This window comes from Lacisediminihabitans sp. H27-G8 (assembly GCF_046156175.1).
Classification (GTDB): Bacteria; Actinomycetota; Actinomycetes; order Actinomycetales; family Microbacteriaceae; genus Lacisediminihabitans.
The window spans coordinates 827,105-845,631 of record NZ_JAYLVL010000001.1 but is presented as its reverse complement, the minus strand read 5'-3'; the positions used below and the strand labels follow the sequence as shown (position 1 = coordinate 845,631).

The 18,527-nt window shown below is 67.4% G+C and carries 20 protein-coding genes; 17 read left to right on the top strand and 3 right to left on the bottom strand.

Annotation, left to right across the window (positions count from 1 at the left end; genetic code table 11):
• Positions 1–13 precede the first annotated feature (13 nt).
• The 5 genes from VLI63_RS04050 (at position 14) to dprA (ending at position 5,780) form a co-directional block, all read left to right on the top strand.
• A complete protein-coding gene (locus tag VLI63_RS04050) occupies positions 14–337 on the top strand; it encodes a DUF2469 family protein (RefSeq protein ID WP_097061390.1) in 324 nt (107 codons plus the stop codon).
• Positions 338–382: 45 nt separating this feature from the next.
• Positions 383–2,407, top strand: a complete 2,025-nt coding sequence (locus VLI63_RS04045; RefSeq protein WP_409155626.1) for a prolyl oligopeptidase family serine peptidase — start codon at positions 383–385, stop codon at positions 2,405–2,407.
• 225 nt (positions 2,408–2,632) lie between these two features.
• Entirely contained in the window at positions 2,633–2,989 is a 357-nt protein-coding gene (locus VLI63_RS04040) for a YraN family protein (protein ID WP_409155625.1), read from the top strand.
• A complete protein-coding gene (locus VLI63_RS04035) occupies positions 2,989–4,518 on the top strand; it encodes a YifB family Mg chelatase-like AAA ATPase (protein WP_409155624.1) in 1,530 nt (509 codons plus the stop codon). Before VLI63_RS04040 ends, VLI63_RS04035 begins: the two co-directional genes overlap by 1 nt.
• A gap of 41 nt (positions 4,519–4,559) precedes the next feature.
• Positions 4,560–5,780: a DNA-processing protein DprA gene (gene dprA, locus VLI63_RS04030; RefSeq protein ID WP_409155623.1), complete on the top strand. Its 1,221-nt coding sequence runs from the start codon at positions 4,560–4,562 to the stop codon at positions 5,778–5,780.
• A gap of 51 nt (positions 5,781–5,831) precedes the next feature.
• Here the strand turns inward: dprA and VLI63_RS04025 are convergent, their stop codons facing one another.
• The gene (locus VLI63_RS04025; protein WP_409155622.1) at positions 5,832–6,071 is read right to left on the bottom strand and encodes a hypothetical protein; all 240 of its coding nucleotides are present in this window, start codon (positions 6,069–6,071) and stop codon (positions 5,832–5,834) included.
• A gap of 133 nt (positions 6,072–6,204) precedes the next feature.
• On the opposite strand from VLI63_RS04025, the gene VLI63_RS04020 reads away from it, so the two are divergent.
• A complete protein-coding gene (locus VLI63_RS04020; RefSeq protein WP_409155621.1) occupies positions 6,205–7,164 on the top strand; it encodes a metallophosphoesterase in 960 nt (319 codons plus the stop codon).
• Between the two features lie 188 nt (positions 7,165–7,352).
• A complete protein-coding gene (locus VLI63_RS04015) occupies positions 7,353–8,255 on the top strand; it encodes a tyrosine recombinase XerC (RefSeq protein ID WP_409155620.1) in 903 nt (300 codons plus the stop codon).
• A gap of 98 nt (positions 8,256–8,353) precedes the next feature.
• Here VLI63_RS04015 and VLI63_RS04010 read toward each other — a convergent pair whose 3' ends face one another.
• Positions 8,354–8,710 carry a hypothetical protein gene (locus VLI63_RS04010; protein WP_409155619.1) on the bottom strand — a complete coding sequence of 119 codons (357 nt, stop codon included), beginning with the start codon at positions 8,708–8,710 and terminating at the stop codon, positions 8,354–8,356.
• Between the two features lie 30 nt (positions 8,711–8,740).
• Positions 8,741–9,286: a M23 family metallopeptidase gene (locus VLI63_RS04005; RefSeq protein ID WP_409155618.1), complete on the bottom strand. Its 546-nt coding sequence runs from the start codon at positions 9,284–9,286 to the stop codon at positions 8,741–8,743.
• A gap of 328 nt (positions 9,287–9,614) precedes the next feature.
• Between VLI63_RS04005 and rpsB the strand changes: the two genes are divergently transcribed.
• The 10 genes from rpsB (at position 9,615) to VLI63_RS03955 (ending at position 18,511) form a co-directional block, all read left to right on the top strand.
• On the top strand, positions 9,615–10,730 hold the full coding sequence (rpsB, locus tag VLI63_RS04000) for a 30S ribosomal protein S2 (RefSeq protein ID WP_409155617.1): 1,116 nt from the start codon (positions 9,615–9,617) through the stop codon (positions 10,728–10,730).
• 11 nt (positions 10,731–10,741) lie between these two features.
• Positions 10,742–11,569: a translation elongation factor Ts gene (gene tsf, locus VLI63_RS03995; RefSeq protein ID WP_409155616.1), complete on the top strand. Its 828-nt coding sequence runs from the start codon at positions 10,742–10,744 to the stop codon at positions 11,567–11,569.
• Positions 11,570–12,041: 472 nt separating this feature from the next.
• A complete protein-coding gene (pyrH, locus tag VLI63_RS03990; protein WP_409155615.1) occupies positions 12,042–12,755 on the top strand; it encodes a UMP kinase in 714 nt (237 codons plus the stop codon).
• A 68-nt stretch (positions 12,756–12,823) separates the two neighbouring features.
• Entirely contained in the window at positions 12,824–13,378 is a 555-nt protein-coding gene (gene frr / locus VLI63_RS03985; protein WP_185201148.1) for a ribosome recycling factor, read from the top strand.
• Positions 13,379–14,359 carry a phosphatidate cytidylyltransferase gene (locus VLI63_RS03980; RefSeq protein ID WP_409155614.1) on the top strand — a complete coding sequence of 327 codons (981 nt, stop codon included), beginning with the start codon at positions 13,379–13,381 and terminating at the stop codon, positions 14,357–14,359.
• Between the two features lie 35 nt (positions 14,360–14,394).
• On the top strand, positions 14,395–14,946 hold the full coding sequence (locus VLI63_RS03975) for a DivIVA domain-containing protein (protein ID WP_409155613.1): 552 nt from the start codon (positions 14,395–14,397) through the stop codon (positions 14,944–14,946).
• 46 nt (positions 14,947–14,992) lie between these two features.
• Positions 14,993–15,625, top strand: coding sequence for a transglycosylase SLT domain-containing protein (locus tag VLI63_RS03970; RefSeq protein WP_409155612.1), 633 nt, complete (start codon positions 14,993–14,995; stop codon positions 15,623–15,625).
• Between the two features lie 41 nt (positions 15,626–15,666).
• Positions 15,667–17,451, top strand: coding sequence for a cation:proton antiporter (locus VLI63_RS03965; RefSeq protein WP_409155611.1), 1,785 nt, complete (start codon positions 15,667–15,669; stop codon positions 17,449–17,451).
• A 38-nt stretch (positions 17,452–17,489) separates the two neighbouring features.
• Entirely contained in the window at positions 17,490–17,789 is a 300-nt protein-coding gene (locus tag VLI63_RS03960; RefSeq protein ID WP_409155610.1) for a hypothetical protein, read from the top strand.
• Positions 17,786–18,511, top strand: coding sequence for an alpha/beta hydrolase (locus tag VLI63_RS03955; protein ID WP_409155609.1), 726 nt, complete (start codon positions 17,786–17,788; stop codon positions 18,509–18,511). The genes VLI63_RS03960 and VLI63_RS03955 overlap by 4 nt, the downstream gene beginning before the upstream one ends.
• The last annotated feature ends 16 nt before the right edge of the window (positions 18,512–18,527 follow it).

Here is an 18,527-nt window from a genome sequence, read left to right as displayed (position 1 = left end):
GAATCGACCCAGCATGGACGAAGACGAGTTCGAAGACTACGACCGCGAGGTCGAGCTGGCGCTGTACCGCGAGTACCGGGATGTCGTGTCCCAGTTCCGTTATGTGGTCGAGACGGAGCGTCGCTTCTACCTCGCCAACGAGGTCGAACTCGTTCGCCAGGACACCGAGCACGACTTCTACTTCGAGCTGACCATGAACGACGTCTGGGTGTGGGATGTCTACCGCTCCGACCGTTTCGTGAAGTCTGTGCGGGTACTCACCTTCAAGGATGTCAACGTGGAGGAGCTCTCGGCCAAGGAGCTCGAACTTCCCAAGGAACTCGCGCTCGACGAGTAGCCACCGCCGGGCGAGCGTTCACCGCGTCCCACCTAGGCTGGTCCGATGACCGACGAGAACCTCTGGCTTGAAGACATCCACGGCGAGGCGCCCCTGAACTGGGCCGCCGAACAGTCGGAAGCCACGCTCTCCCGGTTCGCGTCTCCCGGGTTCGACGAGCTGTCGGCCAGCCTGCTCGAAGTGATCGATTCCGACGACCGCATCCCGATCGTCAGTCGGCGCGGCGGCCACTATTACAACTTCTGGCGCGACCGCGAGCATCCGCGTGGCCTCTGGCGGCGCACGACCCTCGAGAGCTATCGCTCGGCTCACACCGAGTGGGAGCTGCTGCTCGACGTCGACGAGCTCGGGCGGCTCGAGGGCACCGAATGGGTGTTCGCGGGGGCGAAGCTGCTGCCGCACGACTACACGCGGGCGCTCATCGCGCTCTCCCCGGACGGCGGCGACGCAGTGACCGTGCGTGAATTCGACCTGCCGAGCGGCAGCTTCGTTCCGGACGGTTTCATCGTTCCGACGGCGAAGAGCGAGTATTCCTGGATCGATCGCGACACCCTCTACGTCGGAACCGATTTCGGCCCGGGAAGCATGACCGACTCGAGTTACCCGCGCACCGTCCGGCGCCTGCGTCGCGGGCAGCCGCTCTCGGACGCGACGCTCGTGCACGAGGTCTCGGCCGCGGATCTCAGCGTGTCGGGCATCCACCATCACACCCTGGGGTTCGAGCGGGATCTCATCGTCGAGTACTTCGATTTCTATCGCAGTCGCACCTTCCTCCTGGTCGACGGCGAGCTCGTGCAGCTGGAGGTGCCGGATGACGCGGATCTCTCCCTGCGCCGCGAATGGCTGCTCGTGCATCCGCGCTCCGACTGGACGGTCGGGGGCATGGTGCACCCCACCGGGGCGCTCCTCGCCATCAGGCTCGACGCGTTCCTGGCCGGTGCACGCGACTTCGACGTGCTGTTCGTGCCCGACGCGCACACGGCCCTCGAGGACTGGGACTTCACCGACACCCGCCTCATCCTGACCCTGCTCGTGGACGTCGCATCCACCCTCGTCGTGCTCGATCCCGCTCGCGGATGGGCGCGCTCGCCGATCGTCGGGCTGCCTGCCCTCAGCACGGTGCGCGTGATCGACACGGATCCGGACGAATCCGACGAGTTCTGGGTGCACGCGACGGGGTTCACCTCGCCCTCCACTGTGCTGCGGGGCGTGCTCGGGTCGGTCGAGCCGGAGGTGATCCGCTCCTCTCCCGCGTTCTTCGACGCGGCCGGGATCGACGTGCAGCAGCACTGGGCAGTGTCGGATGACGGCACGCGGGTGCCGTATTTCCAGGTCGCGCCCCGGGACCTGGTGCTCGACGGATCCCACCCGACCCTCCTCTCCGGCTACGGGGGTTTCCAGGCCTCGCGGCTGCCCGAATACAGCGGAATCGTCGGCCGGGCGTGGCTCGAGCGAGGCGGTGTCTTCGTGCTCGCGAACATCCGTGGCGGGGGAGAGTTCGGTCCCGGTTGGCACACCGCGGCGCTCAAAGCGAACCGACCGCGCGCTTACGAGGACTTCGCCGCCATCGCGCGGGACCTCGTCGCCCGCGGGGTCACCACCGCGGAGCGCCTCGGCTGCGAGGGCCGCAGTAACGGTGGCCTGCTCGTCGGCAACATGCTGACAACGTATCCGGAGCTCTTCGGCGCTGTCGTTTGCGGGGTGCCGCTGCTCGACATGAAGCGCTACACGCACCTCTCCGCCGGTGCGTCGTGGATCGCCGAATACGGGGATCCGGATGTCGCCGAGGAGTGGGAGTACATCCGCACCTTCTCGCCGTACCAGCTGCTTCGCGCCGATGCCGCCTACCCGCCGGTCCTGTTCTACGCCGCGACGAGTGACGATCGGGTGGGCCCGGTGCAGGCGCGCAAGATGGCGGCTCGGATGCAGGCGATGGGCATCGACGACGTGCTGTACTACGAGAACTCCGACGGCGGCCACGGCGGCGCTGTCGACAACGCGCACACGGCTCGGCTGCAGGCCCTCATCTACGAGTTCCTCTGGCGGGCCCTGGCGACCTCGGTCGAGTAGGGCGCGCCGGTCGAGGAGGGCGCTCCGGCGCCCGTATCGAGACCCACCATCGAGCCCCCGCGTATCGGGTAGGTGCTCCATCGCCCGTATCGAGACCCGCCATAGAGCCCCCGTGTATCGAGTCCCCTCCTAAACACCCGTCTGCCGGTCTCGCCAGTCCACCAATAGCCGAGCGGTGGGGCGCCGGTTCGTCCGCCCGAGGCATCCTCTCCCCAGGAGGTGGCCATGGCTGCGAAAGACGTGTTGGGCAAGCGGGGGGAAGACCTCGCCGCTGCCTTCCTCACCGATGCCGGTTATCTCGTCGTCGATCGCAACTGGCGTTGCAGTCAGGGTGAGATCGACCTTGTCGCAGTGGATGGTGCGGAGACCGTGTTCGTCGAGGTCAAGACACGATCGAGCGTGGCGTTCGGGCATCCGTTCGAGGCCATCACCGCCCAGAAGCTCGCGAGGCTGCGGCGTCTCTGCGCCGCCTGGTGTGCAGTGCATCCCGGCGACCACCGGAACATCCGAATCGACGCTATCTCCGTGATCGCCCCGGTCATGGGGCCTCCCCAGATCGACCATCTGGCGCGGGTGTTCTGATGGCGATCGCGCATACGACCGCTGTGGCGCTACTCGGTCTCACCGGCACGCTGGTGGATGTCGAGGCCGACATCTCGAGCAATCTCCCCTCCTTCGTGCTCATCGGCCTTCCTGATGCTGCCCTCAATGAAGCGAGAGATCGGGTTCGCGCGGCCGCGACGAATTCCGGATGCGCGCTGCCGAACCGCAAACTCACTGTCAATCTCTCGCCGGCCGCTCTTCCCAAACACGGGTCGGGGTTCGACCTCGCGATCGCAATGGCGGTGCTCGCAGCGGCGGAGATGATCTCGCTCGACTCGGTCGCCCGGGTCGTGCACCTCGGCGAGCTTGGCCTCGACGGTCGCCTGCGACCGATCGCGGGCATCCTCCCGGCGGTGCTCGCCGCCTCCCGTGCGGGAGCGGCAATCGTCATGGTGCCCTCGGGCAACGCGGGGGAGGCGGGGCTCGTGCCCGGGATCCGGGTCGTACCCGTCGCTTCCCTGCGGGACGCCGCGATCTGGCACGGCGGCGCACTCGAGCCGGTCGAGGTCGAGGCTATCGAAGCGCCCCGTATCGACGATCCGGTGGACGACGGTCTCGACCTCTCCGACATTGTCGGCAACGAGGATGCGATCGAGGCTCTCACCGTTGCGGCCGCGGGAGGGCACCACCTCTTCCTTCTCGGGCCTCCCGGCGCCGGAAAGACCATGCTCGCCGCCCGGCTTCCCGGGCTCCTGCCCGATCTCGGGGCGGAGGACGCGCTCGAGGTGAGCTCCATCCGCTCGCTGGCGGGCCTTCCCGTGGGCGCGAGCCTTGCGGTGCGGCCACCCCTCGAATCCCCTCACCACACCGCAACGGCAACGTCGCTGGTCGGGGGCGGCAGTGGTGTGATCCGTCCCGGGGCGGCGGCACGCGCGTCGCACGGAGTGCTGTTCCTCGACGAGGCTCCGGAGTTCCAACCGGCGGCACTCGACGCGCTGCGCCAACCTCTCGAGGCCGGGGTGGTCAGCATCCACCGGGCCAATGCGGTCGCGCATTTTCCCGCCCGATTCCAACTCGTCATGGCGGCGAATCCGTGTCCGTGCGGACAGTACGGCGCCACCGACTCCGACTGTGTGTGCACTCCCCATGTGCGCCGAAGGTACCTTGCACGACTGTCGGGACCTCTGATGGATCGCATCGATATCCAGCTGCGGGTCAGCCGGGTCACGGCGGTGCGTCTCCGGCTCGGTGACGAAACCCCGAGCGTCTCCACGGCGGCAGCGCGGCGGCGGGTGACGGATGCCCGTGCGGCCACCGCCGAACGTCTCGCGGGCACACCGTGGCGCCTCAATTCGCAGGTGCCTGGCGCGTGGTTGCGCAGCAGGGAACGGCGCCTCGGCCCGGCGACGACCGCGTCGATCGACCGGGCTCTGGAACGAGGGGGCCTCACCATGCGCGGGTACGACCGGGTGCTTCGGCTCGGATGGTCGGTCGCCGACCTCGCCGAAGCGACCATCCCCACCGCCGACCACATCGGTCGTGCGCTCTATCTGCGGAGGGCACTGTGATGCAGCCCGTCGGGAGCAAGGCCATCGAGAGAGGAACGACCATGAGCATGTTCGGACTGGACGGTGCCGAGATCACGGGCCTCGTGCGTATCCTCTGCCCAGATCCCGATCGCGGCACGGTGCGGGAGCTGTTCGCTCGCGCCAGTTGGACGGGCATTGCCGAACCCGGCGATCGCGCGGCCGGTGAACTCGTGGCCGCTCTCGGGCCGGACGGAGCGCTGGCGGCGCTGGTCGAGGCATGGCCGGTGGCCCGCATCGCGGATGCCGCCTCCGCCGCTGGATCGGACCTCGCGGCCGCAGACATCGAATCCGCCCTCGCCCGCTGGAGTCCCCGGCTCAAGTCGGGGGTGGCTCTCGTGGCGCTCCGGCAGGCCGTCCGTTTCGCGGTACAGCTCCTCGTGCCGGGTGACCCCTCGTGGCCGACCGGGGTCGACGACCTCGGCTCCCATGCGCCGATCGCCCTCTGGCTGCGAGGAAACGGATCGGCGCTGGCCGCAGCGGACCACTCGATCGCTCTTGTCGGAGCGCGTGCCGCGACCGGCTACGGCGAACACATCACGATGGAGGCATCCGCGGGACTCGTGGATCGCGGCTTTGCGATCATCTCCGGTGCCGCGTATGGCATCGACGGGATGGCACATCGTGCCGCCCTCGCGAGCTCTGGCCAGACCGTGGCGATCCTCGCCGGCGGTGTGGACCGGTTCTATCCCAGCGGTCACGACGCGCTACTCGCCCGCATCGTCGAGGCCGGCGCCGTCATCTCCGAGTTGCCGTGCGGTTCTCCGCCGACAAAATGGCGCTTCCTTCAACGCAACAGGTTGATCGCTGCGGCGAGCCAGGCGACCATCGTGCTCGAGGCGGGCTGGCGCTCAGGCTCGCTCAACACCGCCGGGCACGCCGCGTCACTCGGTCGGCCCATCGGATCGGTGCCTGGCCCGGTCACCTCGGCGGCATCCGCGGGCTGCCATCGGCTCATCCGGGACTATCTGGCGACCCTCGTGACATCCGCCGCCGAGATGGCCGAGCTGGTGCCCGGAGCGGAAGTGCAGGAGCTCCCCGCCTCGGCGGAGAGTCGTCACGGCTCGAGCTCCCTGCGTGTTCGCCTCAGCGACGCACTCAGCCTTCGCGCGCCACGATCGGTGGACGACCTCGCTGCCCGGTCGGGCCTGTCGGTCGCCGAGGTCCAGGCTGAACTCGGATCAATGCAGATGGACGGCGAGGCCGCGGAGCGGGAACGGGGGTGGATCGCCCGCCATCCGTGACGGCGGCGCAATCGGTGCTTCAGGGCGCGGATCGGTGGCCGAATCGGAGCTTCAGCGCCCGGGAGGACGGCCGGCCGGCGGCGGGGCCTGCTTGTCCGTCCGAGACTGGTCTCTCCGATAGCGACGGACTGACGTGACTGCGCTCACGATCGCCAGCGCGATGGCGAGAAGTCCGAGGAGCGCCCTCCCCGGTACCAGGAGGAGGATCGAAACACCCACGGCGATGAGGATCACGGGCGCAGTGAAGAGCACAGGGTTGAATCGGTCTGTGTCACCGGTCGGTTCGGTCATGGGCCCATCATGTCGTGCAATCGACGAGATGGCGCTCATCCCTCGATCCTCGCACCCCGGTTCGGCCCCACGCCGGAAGATCGAGACCGACGACCCGCGTCCGACCTGCGGGCCGCCACCCTAGGGTGGAGTGGTGATCCAGTTCGGACAGTACCCCGCACCCACGCACGTGATCGCCCACCTCAGCGACACCCATTTCCTCGGCGCCGATGAACGGGGCGGTGAGCGAGCGCTCTACGGGCAGATCGACACCCATCGCAACCTGCGGCGGGCGTTGGAGCAGTTGGAGCGCTCCGGGACCACTCCCGCGGCCATCGTCTTCACCGGTGATCTCACCGACCTCGCCGAAGAGGATGCCTACCGAGCCCTCCGACAGATCGTCGAGCCGGCGGCGGCCCGGATGGGCTCAACGGTCGTCTGGGTGATGGGCAATCACGACGAGCGGCAGCGGTTCGCCAAAGACCTCTACGACGAGCGCCCGACAGAGGATGCAAGCCCACGACCGCAGAACCGCGTCCACGACATCGACGGGCTGCGGATCATCGCGTTCGACAGCACGGTGCCGGGATACCACCACGGGGACATCACCGTCGAACAGCGTGAATGGCTCGCCAGCGAGCTTTCGACCGCCGCTCCCCACGGCACCCTTCTCGCCCTGCACCACCCGCCGATCCCGACGCCGATCGACCTCATGGCGCTGCTCGAACTGCGGGGCCAACCGGCGCTGGCCGAGGTGATCCGGGGCACGGATGTGCGCGGCATCCTTGCCGGCCACCTCCACTACGCCACTCACAGCACCTTCGCCGGAATTCCCGTCTCGGTCGCCGCGGCGACCTGTTACACGATGGACCTGAGCGCGCCGGCGCACGCCCTGTCGGGCATCGATGGAGGACAGTCGTTCAACCTGCTTCAGGTCTACGACGAGCAGATCGTGCACTCGGTGGTTCCCATCGGCGAACACGCTCAGGTGAGTGGCTTCAGTTCCGGCTTCGTGGAGAGGATGGCTGCCCTCAGCCCGGACCGGCGGCTCGACATCTTCTCGAACAAGTCCTCCACCGTGTCGATCGCGGATGTCGAGGAGGGGCGGTTCTGAGCCTGCCGCACTCCTTCAGCGATCCCGCGGCCGTGAGCGGTACCCGCGGACGTACTTTCGGCGGCGGGTTTAACGCAAGGGCGCACTAATGCCGCCCGCGAGCGGGTCATCCGCCGGAAAGCATCGCCGTGCAGCCCGCGCGAGCGGGTCATCCGCCGGAAAGCATCGCCGTGCAGCACGATGGAGACGTGCAACTGCAACGCGCTGTCGACGACTTCACGGTGTACCTCGCCGCCGAGCGGGGCTTCAGCGCGCACACCGTGCGGTCCTACCGCTCGGATCTCGGCCAGCTCAGAGCCTTCGCTCACTCCCGTGGGATCGAAGAGGCCGATCAGGTCTCCCTCGAGCTGCTGCGGGACTGGCTCTGGCAGGGTTCCCAGGCCGGCCTGGCGCGGTCAACTCTCGCTCGGCGGTCGGCGGCGGTGCGTGGCCTCACCTCGTGGCTTGCGAAGACCGACCGCGTGACCGGCGACACGGCATCCCGGCTCAAGTCCCCTCGCTCCGACCATCACCTTCCCCGCGTACTCACCGGTGCGCAGATGGAAGGGATCCTTCGGACCCTCGAAGAGCGCGCTGCGACCGACGATCCGGAGGCCCTACGCGACCTCGCGGTGATCGAACTCCTCTATGCATCCGCACTGCGGGTGAGCGAGGTCACCGGTCTCGATATCTCCCGTGTCGACTTCGAACGACTGACGGTGCGGGTCACAGGCAAAGGATCCAAGGAACGTGTCGTGCCGTTCGGTATTCCGGCCAAGCGGGCGATCGAGCGGTATCTCACCGTCGCCCGCCCAGTTCTGGCGGTGGGCACGACGGATGCTCTCCTCCTCTCCGGTCGCGGAGCGCGCCTCGGCACCCGGGCCGTCTACTCCCTCGTCTCGACGCTGCTGTCCACCATCCCGGGCAGCGGACCGTCCGGTCCGCACGCCCTCCGGCACACGGCTGCTACCCACCTGCTCGACGGGGGCGCCGACCTCCGCGCGGTGCAGGAGATGCTCGGCCACGCCAGCCTCGGCACGACCCAGATCTATACTCACGTCTCGGCGGAGCGGCTCAAGGAGAGCTATCGATCGGCGCATCCGCGCGCCTGATGTCGGAGGACGCCAGCCGCCGGCAGTCTCGCGATGCCGGCGCGTCCTGACGAGGACCGACAAGTTCCGGCGCGAGCCCGACGCCGGGGGACACCGAGTCAGCTGTCGACGACCCCCACGAAGACGCCGCCGATCTCGTCGAATTCCTGACGGGCGAGTCCTGCCGCCGGCTCGGGCAGGTCCCAGATGTCATGGTCTGAGCAGCTGAGGTAGGTGAACTGCGGCCACCATTTCTTGGGGCGTGCCGATTCGGTGCGACCACAGATGTCGCAGGTCAGCTGTACCCAGACCGGTCGGCGCCCCGTGCGATTGGCCCGGGACTGCAGCAGCCACGCCGGCGGATCCGTCTCGAGCGCCGCGAGATCCTCTTCCGAGATCCAGCCGGGGATGTCATGGCGTTGTGCCATCTCGAGCGGGATATCGAGGCGCTGGGCGGCATCGCGTCGGCTGATCATTGTTCCAACGATAGTCATCGTGTGGGGGCGTCACGGCGGCCGGTCTCGTGCTCGCGTCGGCAGTAACACCGATCGCGGAATGCCCCCGAGGTAGTTGAGCGGCGAGACATACTCCCCGTAGCGGCGGACACCGAAGTGAAGGCACGCTGAACTGCAATGACCGGAGAGCAGGTGCCCGACGATCTGCCCGCGAAGAATCGCTGTGCCCGCCGGCAGCGCGGATTCCACGGGTTCGTAGCTGGAGACCACCCCATCCGCATGCCGGATCGAGAGGACGGGTCGATCGACGACCACGCCAGCGAAGTACACGACGCCCTCCGCCGGCGCGGTCACCGCGGACCCCTCCGTCGCGGCGATGTCGACTCCCCGGTGCCCTGCGGCATAGGGAGTTGCAGGTGCGATGAAGGGCCTCACGATCGGATGAGGCACAGCAACCGGCCACGCCCAGTTGGAGGTCGCCCCCGCCGCGGCATGCGCCACTGCCGGCACGGGGGAGACCGATGCCGACAGCAGAACACTCAGGATCACCAGGCGACTAAGCCGGGTCGGCCGGGCGGCCGCGAACGGGGACAACACCCGAACAGCATCCCCGAGGAGAGTCCTCGCGGCCCGCGGCATCCCTCAATCTGGGAGTCGAACGGTGAGCTAGTGCGTGGGGGAGGACGGGAGCGGATGAACTCCGCCCGGTGATACACTTTTCGAAGCATCCCGCTCTGGCGGGGTGACTACGCGTGCCCACTGCATCTCCGGATGCGGCACTCCTCCACCAGTCTCCACCCGCACAAGCGGGTCGGGCGGACGTGTGCCGGGCACCAGGATTGGCCGCCGACCGGCGGTCATAACGAACTGAAATAGCGTCATGCCGTGCCCGAAAGGGCGTGTGACGCAGATAAGGAGACGGCTCATGGCCGTTGTAACCATCCGCCAGCTGCTCGACAGCGGCGTGCACTTCGGACACCAGACCCGCCGCTGGAACCCGAAGATGAAGCGATTCATCCTGACCGAGCGTTCGGGCAGCCACATCATCGACCTGCAGCAGTCGCTCCAGTACATCGACAAGACCTATGACTACGTCAAGGAGACGGTCGCCCACGGCGGCACCATCCTCTTCGTTGGAACCAAGAAGCAGGCTCAGGGATCGATCGCGGAGCAGGCGCAGCGCGTCGGCCAGCCCTTCGTGAACCAGCGCTGGCTCGGCGGACTCCTCACCAACTTCCAGACGGTCTCCAAGCGTCTCGCCCGCATGAAGGAACTCGAAGAGATCGACTTCGACGACACCACGCGCGGCTACACCAAGAAGGAGCTGCTCATCCAGCGTCGCGAGCTCGTGAAGCTGCAGCGCTCGCTCGGCGGTATCCGCAACCTCACGAAGACCCCGTCCGCGATCTGGATCGTCGACACCAAGAAGGAGCACCTCGCGATCGACGAGGCGCACAAGCTCGGTATCCCGGTCATCGCGATCCTCGACACCAACTGCGACCCCGATGAGGTGCAGTACCCCATCCCGGGCAATGACGACGCGATCCGTTCCGTCGGACTGCTCACCCGCATCATCGCGGATGCCGCGGCCGAGGGCCTCATCCAGCGCCACCAGAAGGCGGAAGAGGGCACGGGCAACGTCTCCGCCGTCGAGCCGCTCGCCGAGTGGGAAGCGGAGCTCCTCGGAGCATCCGAGACCCCGTCCACCGAGGCCGAGAAGATCGAGGCCGTCGACGGCCTCGTCACCTCGACCGAGTCGAACACCGCGGCCGTCGCCGAGGTCATCGCCTCCGAGGTTCCGGTCGAAGAGAACGACGCGGATGCCGTCGTCGCCGAGCACGAGGCCGCCGCTGACGCGACCATCGTCCCCGAGCACCACGTCGTCTCCGACGAGGAAGCCGAAGCCAAGATCGAGGCCGAAGCGACCGACGCCGAGAAGGCTCACCCCGCCGACGACAAGACCGTGGATGACAAGAAGGCCGACAAGAAGCCGGCCGCATCGAAGCCTGCTGCAGCAAAGCCTGCTGCCGCCAAGAAGTAAGGGAAGCCGACATGGCAGATTTCAGCCTTGAAGACCTCAAGACCCTGCGCGAGCGCCTCGGCACCGGCATGGTCGAAACCAAGAACGCCCTCGTCGAAGCCGGCGGTGACCTCGACAAGGCCACCGAGCTGCTGCGCCTGAAGGGTGCCAAGGGCAACGCCAAGCGCGCCGACCGCTCCACCAGCGAGGGACTCGTCGCTGCGAAGGAGAACGGCGCGACCACGACGCTCATCGAGCTGTCGTGCGAGACCGACTTCGTCGCGAAGGGTGCGAAGTTCGTGACCCTGGGCGAGACCGTGCTCGACGCGATCGTCGCGGCCGGGGCATCCACTCCCGAAGAGGGCCTCGCGGCCTCCGTCGGCTCGGAGACCGTCGCCGACCTGATCAGCAACGAAGCCGCCATCCTCGGCGAGAAGATCGTTCTTCGTCGCGTCGCTGTCATCTCGGGTGAGAAGTTCGCCGTGTACCTGCACAAGACCAACAAGGACCTGCCTCCGCAGGTCGGCGTAGTGGTCGGATACTCGGGTGACGATGCAGAGACCGCCCGCAGCATCGCGCAGCACATCTCGTTCGCCGACCCGCTGTACCTGAGCCGCGACGAGGTTCCGGCCGAGCAGGTCGAGTCCGAGCGTCGCATCGTCGAGGAGATCAGCCGCGGCGAGGGCAAGCCAGAGGCCGCCCTTCCGAAGATCATCGAGGGTCGCGTGAACGGCTTCTTCAAGCAGGTCGTGCTCCCCGAGCAGGACTACGCGCGCGACAACAAGCTGTCCGTCGCCACCGTGCTGAAGGATGCGGGCCTCACCGTGTCCGGGTTCGCCCGCTTCAAGGTCGGCGCCTAGCCCTCCTGCAACACCTCCAAGGAGCCCGGATCGCTTGTGCGGTCCGGGCTCCTTCGTGTGCGCCACGGTCGCGCGCTTGCCCACACGGCAGGTTGGATGACGTCCGCTCATCGTCGCGTCCGCCGAATCGAGTCGGGAGTATCTGCGACTTCGGGGTGGGTAAACCCGCATGTACTCCCGACTCGATCCCGATGGAGCGCCGTCGCGGAAGACCAAGGAGGAGCACCGCACCGGAGAATCGCCCGAGCGGGGCGTGCCCGGCGCGGACGAAGTCGCCCGCCGCGCCCTAAGCGCACCCGGCACCAAGCGCACCCGGCACACCACCCGCGCCCGGCACCCAGTACCCCGCACCCCCCGCCCCCGCGCACCCAGACCCCCGCGCACCCAGACCTCCGCGCACCCGAACCTCCGCGCGCCAGCGCCCGCCCGGCCATCCGGTAGCCTGAACAGGGCCACAACTGAAGGAGCAGGCATGACAGACGCGCGCAAGAGACGGGTTCTGCTGAAGCTCTCCGGAGAATCCTTCGGCGGAGGCTCCCTCGGTGTCAATCCCGATGTGGTGAGTTCGCTTGCGAAGGAGATCGCGGCGGCGGCGACGGATGTCGAGGTCGCCATCGTCGTCGGGGGCGGCAACTTCTTCCGGGGTGCCGAACTCAGCCAGCGCGGCATGGACCGTGGCCGGGCCGACTACATGGGCATGCTCGGCACCGTGATGAACGCGCTCGCCCTGCAGGACTTCCTCGAGCAGGCCGGGGCGGCGACCCGCGTGCAGTCCGCCATCTCTATGACCCAGGTCGCCGAGCCGTATATCCCTCGTCGCGCCGAGCGTCACCTGGAGAAGGGCCGGGTCGTCATCTTCGGGGCCGGCGCCGGACTGCCGTACTTCTCCACCGACACCGTTGCAGCCCAGCGGGCTCTCGAGATCAGCGCGGATGTGGTGCTCCTGGCCAAGAACGGCGTGGACGGCGTCTACGACTCAGACCCTCGCACCAACAGCGACGCGAAGAAGCTGGCGCACGTGACCTACCAGGAGGCCCTCGTCAAGGGCCTCAAGGTCGTCGACTCGACGGCGTTCAGCCTCTGCATGGACAACAAGATGCCCATGGTCGTCTTCGGTATGGAACCGCACGGAAACGTGACCGCCGCCATCCGCGGCGACCGCCTCGGAACCCTCGTGTCCAACTAGCTGGTCTCGCGCAAACGCGTCTCCAACTAAACTCAAACAAGTCCGATCCCCCTCGAAGGAGACCTCTCGTGATTTCCGATGTGCTGGCAGAAGCCAAAGACAAGATGCACAAGTCCGTCGAAGCCGCGAAAGACGACTTCAGCAACGTGCGCACCGGCCGCGCCAACCCGGCTCTGTTCCAGAAGATCCTCGTGGACTACTACGGCACCCCGACTCCTCTCGGCCAGCTCGCGGGGATGAACAACCCCGAAGCCCGCACCCTCGTGATCACGCCCTACGACAAGGGCGCCCTCAAAGAGATCGAACGCGCGATCGCCACCGCGCCGAACCTCGGAGCGAACGTCGGCAACGACGGCACGATCATCCGCGCGACGCTGCCGGAGCTCACCGAGGAACGTCGCCGCGAGTTCGTGAAGATCGTGCGGGCCAAGGGCGAGGATTCCAAGGTCTCGATCCGCAACATCCGTCGCAAGGCGAAAGACGATCTCGATGCTCTCAAGTCCGAGGTCGGCGACGACGAAGTTGCCAGGGGTGAGAAGGAGCTCGAGTCGGTGACGAAGACGCACATCGACGCCATCGAGGATGCCCTGAAGAAGAAGGAAGCCGAGCTGCTCGAGGTTTGAATGACTGAGCCAGGCGAGGGAGATACCGCGAAGAAGAGTCGCGGTCGAGCCAAGCGCGACGAGATCGAGGCGCGCGCTCACGTGCTCGAAGAAGAGTTCAAGGCACAGGTCGCGGCGACCCGTGCGCAGATCGATGCCACCACGGTGAAGATCGAGGCGCGCACCGGTCGCAACCTGCCCCTGGCCATCCTCATCGGGGTCGGCCTCGGCGTGTTGCTCATCGGCAGCCTGATCTTCATCAAGGCGCTCTTCATGATCTTCACGGGCGCGCTCATCGCGTTCACGACCTTCGAGCTCGCGAGCGCTCTACGGTTCGCCGGACGTGACGTGCCCCGCTGGCCCAGCGTCATCGCGGGGCTCGCCTCGGTGCCGGCCGCGTTCTACCTCGGCGACCAGGGCCGCTGGCTCGTCGTACTCGGCGGCATCGTCTTCGTGGCCGTCTGGCGGCTGGCCGAGAGTCTCGGCAAGAACCACAAAGCCAACGCGCAGGAGCTGTGGAAGGATGTCGCGGCCGGCACCTTCATCCAGGTCTATGTGCCATTCCTCGGCAGCTTCGCCGTGCTTCTCGCCGCGCAGAAGGGCGGAGAGTGGTGGGCCCTCGCCTTCCTGCTCGTCGTGATCTCCGTGGACATCGGGGCCTACGCCTCCGGCCTCCTGTTCGGGAAACATCCCATGGCGCCGCGCATCAGCCCGAAGAAGACCTGGGAGGGTTTCGCGGGATCGGTGCTCACCGCTCTCGTCGCCGGCGTGATCGTCTCACTGTTCATGCTTCAGGAGCAGTGGTGGTTCGGCCTGATCTTCGGGGCGGTCATGGTGTTCACCGGCACCATCGGTGACCTCACCGAGTCGCTCATCAAGCGCGACCTCGGCATCAAGGACATCAGCACCTGGCTGCCCGGGCACGGGGGCTTCCTCGATCGGCTCGACTCGATCCTGCCGAGCGCGGCCGCGGCCTACGTCCTCTTCGTGATCTTCAGCTGACCGCTTTCGCCTGACACGTAAGGCACAATGGTCGCGTGAGTACAACGTTCCCCCGCATCCGCAAGTCCCGCCGCGGCTACAGCGTCGACCAGGTCGAGGACTTCCTCGAGGAGGCGCGTCGCGCATACTCCGCCGACTCGACCGAGCCGACGGTGGTCAACGCCACGAACATCCGCCGCATGGCCTTCTCGCTCGAGAAGGGCGGCTACTCGCCTTCCCACGTGGATGCGGCGCTCGAGCGCCTCGAGGATGCCTTCGCCAGCCGAGAGCGGGAGCGAGCCATCCAGGAGCGCGGGGACGAAGCCTGGTACACCGAGGCCCGCAGCATCGCGCGGGAGATCCTCGATCGTCTCGCCCGACCCGTCGGCCACCGCTTCGACCGCGTGGGATTCCTCGCCAACGGCTACCACCGGGCCGATGTCGATGCCTTCGCCACCCGCCTCACGAACTACTTCCAGGATGGTCGTCCGATGAGCATCGACGAGGTTCGAACCGTGGCCTTCCGCCCCAAGAAGGGCGGCTACCGCGAAGCGCAGGTGGACCTGCTTCTGGATGCCGTCGTCAACGTGATGCTGGCGGTCCGCTGACCGCGGATGGGCTTTTTGCCGTCAGGTCGGCTAAACTCTTCTTTCTATGGGTAGGCGATCGCAGGATTCCTCGCCCCAGGCCGCATCACGTCGAGCCGGGGTCGCTGCTCAGGGACACCAATTGCGCACGCGCCGCCTCCTGCCGATCTTCTCCTTCCTCGCTGCAGCCGGCCTGATTCTGGCGCTCACGATCGCCCCCGACCAGGTGCAGAATTCCTTCGCTGCGACCCAGTCGACCAAGGGTCCGGTTCAGACCTTGGAGATCGCGGACGTCACGCGAACCACCGTTGTTCGCGACAGCTACAAGGTCACCGAGAAGAAGAAAGAGCCGGTCATCGTCGTGCGGACCGCCGGAGCACCGGCCGTCGGGACGCCGGATCCGGGATCGGCCCAAGCCATCGGCCACGATATGGTTCTCGCTCGCGGCTGGGGTGAAGACCAGTTCGCCTGCCTGGTCTCGCTGTTCAACCGTGAGTCGCACTGGAACGTGTACGCGGCCAACCCGAGCGGTGCCTACGGCATCCCCCAGGCGCTCCCGGGCTCAAAGATGGCCTCCGCGGGCGCCGACTGGGCCACCAACCCCGCCACCCAGATCTCCTGGGGGCTCGGATACATCGCGGCTCGCTACGGCACGCCCTGTGGCGCGTGGGGACACAGCCAGTCGACGGGCTGGTACTGACCCGCTCTGAAGGCACCCGTCTGCGCCGGTAAAATGGCCTGATGGACTCCCCGCAATTCGCCCAGTACGCGGTGCTGGGCGTAATCGGCATAGTCACGATCGTCGCCGTCGCGGCCTTCTCCAAGAAGCTCGGGGTGGCCGCGCCCCTCATCCTGGTGGTGCTCGGCATCGGTGGAAGCTACCTTCCGGGGTTCCCCGCCGACTTCGCGCTTCCCCCAGAGGTCATCCTCGTCGGCCTCCTGCCGCCGCTCCTGTATTCCGCGGCGATCAACGTGCCCCTCGTCGATTTCCGACGCAACCTGAACACGATCTCCGCGCTGTCGGTGCTGCTCGTGGTGGCATCCGCGTTCATCACCGGTTCGCTGCTCTACCTGATCTTCCCCGACCTCAACTTCGCCGCCGCCGTCGCGCTCGGCGCAGTCATCAGCCCGACGGATGCCGTCGCCGCCACGTCGCTCGGAAAGCGGCTCGGGCTTCCTCCTCGGTTGATCACGATCCTCGAGGGCGAAAGCCTGGTCAACGACGCGACAGCGCTCGTACTGCTGCGGTCGGCCGTCGCGGCCGCCTCGGCGATCGTCGCCGGGGTCGCGACCGTCAATATCGGGGGAGTGATCGCCGACTTCGGCTACGCGGTGGTCGTGGCCATCGTCGTGGGCCTCGTGATCGGTTTCGTCACGGTGTTCCTGCGGTCGAAGCTGCGGGACCCGGTGCTCGACACCGCGATCTCCTTCGCGGTCCCGTTCATCGCGTTCATCCCGGCCGAGGAGCTTGGCGCATCGGGAGTGCTTGCCGTCGTGGTCGCCGGTCTGTATGCCGGACACAGCAGCGCGCGCCACTTCACCCCGCAGGCGCGCATCAGCGAGCGGCTCAATTGGCGCACGGCACAGTTCGTCGTGGAGAACGGGGTCTTCCTCCTCATGGGGCTGCAGATCCGCCGGATCGTGGAATCGGTGGATCCGAAGCTGTTCCCCGCGATCGACTCGATCTACGTCGGACTGCTGATGACCGCGGTGATCATCGGCATCCGATTCCTCTTCGTTGGTCCATTGCTGTTGTGGCTGCAGCGTCACAACGAGCACAAAGAGCGCAGAAACCGCCGCTTCGCCCAGGCCATCGAACGGGTGAGGGGCCGAGCCAGCCAGGATGCCCGGCTCGAGCGCAGCAGGCAGCGCGCCACCCGGGTCTACAACCGTCGCGCGACAGACCTCACGCAGTTGCGCGAAGAGGGCTTCGGGTGGAAGAGCGGAGTCATTCTGTCCTGGTCCGGGATGCGAGGGGTCGTCACGCTCGCGGCGGCACAGTCGCTGCCCGCTGACGGCAGCTTCCCCTACCGGGAGCAGCTCATCCTCGTGGCTTTCACCGTGGCGATCACGACCCTGCTGCTTCAGGGCGGCACCCTTCCGTGGCTCATCCGCGCCAGCGGCATCCGCGGCACGGACCGGGCCGCAGACCGTCGGGAGCTGGCAACACTCCTCGACGCGATGAGTGATGCCGGAGTTTCGGTGCTGGAGAGCCCGCGACTCGAGCTGCCGGGCGACGACGTCGTGGATCCGGAGGTCATCGAGCGGGTTCGTCACGACACCCTGCTCAGCGCAGAATCGGCCTGGGAACGCGCCGAGCACGGAGCAGGCGCCGACGCGCTCGTGAATTCTCCGCATCAGCAGTATCGGACGCTGCGACGCGAAGTGCTTCAGGCCGAGCGGGAGGCACTCCTCGACGCGCGCAGCGCCGGAACCTATGCCTCGCGCATCCTCTCCCGCGCGCAGGCGATGCTGGATCTCGAAGAGACCAGGCTCGAGCAGATCGATAATCCCAGCGGGTCGTAGGGGCGACCGCAGCCGTCGGCACTGGTTAGGGTTGAAGTATGCCCCGTTCGAACCGCCCCCGTGGACCGCGCGCCGGGGGAGGGGATGACGAGGAGTACGACATCTCGCGGGCGCTCTTCGGCAGCCTGCGCACCGAATCGCGCCGCGACGGCCTGTGGAATGTGCAATCGATTTCCGCTGCATCGGCGAGCAAGAACTACACCTGCCCGGGCTGCGGACTCGACATCGCCCCCGGCACTGCCCATCTCGTGGCCTGGCGGGCAGATGGGCTGATGGGCCAGGCGGAAGACTTGGCGGCCCGCCGACACTGGCACCTGCACTGCTGGAAGATCAAGTGACGGGCGTCGAGATCCGCGGCGGGGTGGAGTTGCCCGCCCGGCGCGAAGAGGTGGAACTGCACACCGCCGACGGCCTCACTCTGGTCGGCGAACTCTCGCTGCCCCTCGACCGCGACCCGGTCGCGACGATCGTGGCCCTGCATCCGCTGCCCACCGCCGGCGGGTTCATGGACTCGCACATCATCCGCAAGATGGCCGGCCGATTGCCCGCCCTCGCGGACCTCGCCGTTCTGCGGTTCAATTTTCGCGGCGTCTCCTCGCCCCGAGGCACTTCGGGTGGATCCTTCGGCGAAGGCATCGACGAACGGCACGACCTCGCGGCCGCCATGGAGCTCGTCGCGGCGCGCGGACTGCCCCACCCGTGGCTGCTCGGATGGTCGTTCGGCACCGAGGTGGTGCTGAAGTACGGGCTGGAGCATCCCATCGAGGGAGCGATCCTGCTCTCCCCGCCGCTGCACCGGGCGACGGATGCTGAAATCGCCGCCTGGGCCGGGAGCGGCAAGCGCCTGGTCGCGCTCATCCCCGAACTCGACGACTACCTGCGTCCGGCCGAGGCTGCCGCTCGATTCGCGATAGTGCCCGAGATCGACCTCGTGGCGGTCGAGGGAGGCAAACACCTGTGGGTGGGCGAATCTCAGACCCGCCGTGTGCTCACCGAGGTGGTCCAGCGGCTCAACCCGGCCGCGCTTCCCCTCCCCGAGGTGTGGCACCCGACGGTCTGAGACCCGACTGGAGTCG

What these genes read in the sequence shown, in the direction of transcription:
- VLI63_RS04050 (WP_097061390.1), top strand. Translation starts at nt 14, where the DNA reads ATGGACGAAGACGAGTTCGAAGACTACGACCGCGAGGTCGAGCTGGCG.
- VLI63_RS04045 (WP_409155626.1), top strand. Translation starts at nt 383, where the DNA reads ATGACCGACGAGAACCTCTGGCTTGAAGACATCCACGGCGAGGCGCCC.
- VLI63_RS04040 (WP_409155625.1), top strand. Translation starts at nt 2,633, where the DNA reads ATGGCTGCGAAAGACGTGTTGGGCAAGCGGGGGGAAGACCTCGCCGCT.
- VLI63_RS04035 (WP_409155624.1), top strand. Translation starts at nt 2,989, where the DNA reads ATGGCGATCGCGCATACGACCGCTGTGGCGCTACTCGGTCTCACCGGC.
- dprA (WP_409155623.1), top strand. Translation starts at nt 4,560, where the DNA reads ATGAGCATGTTCGGACTGGACGGTGCCGAGATCACGGGCCTCGTGCGT.
- VLI63_RS04025 (WP_409155622.1), bottom strand. Translation starts at nt 6,071, where the DNA reads ATGACCGAACCGACCGGTGACACAGACCGATTCAACCCTGTGCTCTTC.
- VLI63_RS04010 (WP_409155619.1), bottom strand. Translation starts at nt 8,710, where the DNA reads ATGATCAGCCGACGCGATGCCGCCCAGCGCCTCGATATCCCGCTCGAG.
- rpsB (WP_409155617.1), top strand. Translation starts at nt 9,615, where the DNA reads ATGGCCGTTGTAACCATCCGCCAGCTGCTCGACAGCGGCGTGCACTTC.
- tsf (WP_409155616.1), top strand. Translation starts at nt 10,742, where the DNA reads ATGGCAGATTTCAGCCTTGAAGACCTCAAGACCCTGCGCGAGCGCCTC.
- pyrH (WP_409155615.1), top strand. Translation starts at nt 12,042, where the DNA reads ATGACAGACGCGCGCAAGAGACGGGTTCTGCTGAAGCTCTCCGGAGAA.
- VLI63_RS03980 (WP_409155614.1), top strand. Translation starts at nt 13,379, where the DNA reads ATGACTGAGCCAGGCGAGGGAGATACCGCGAAGAAGAGTCGCGGTCGA.
- VLI63_RS03970 (WP_409155612.1), top strand. Translation starts at nt 14,993, where the DNA reads ATGGGTAGGCGATCGCAGGATTCCTCGCCCCAGGCCGCATCACGTCGA.
- VLI63_RS03965 (WP_409155611.1), top strand. Translation starts at nt 15,667, where the DNA reads ATGGACTCCCCGCAATTCGCCCAGTACGCGGTGCTGGGCGTAATCGGC.
- VLI63_RS03960 (WP_409155610.1), top strand. Translation starts at nt 17,490, where the DNA reads ATGCCCCGTTCGAACCGCCCCCGTGGACCGCGCGCCGGGGGAGGGGAT.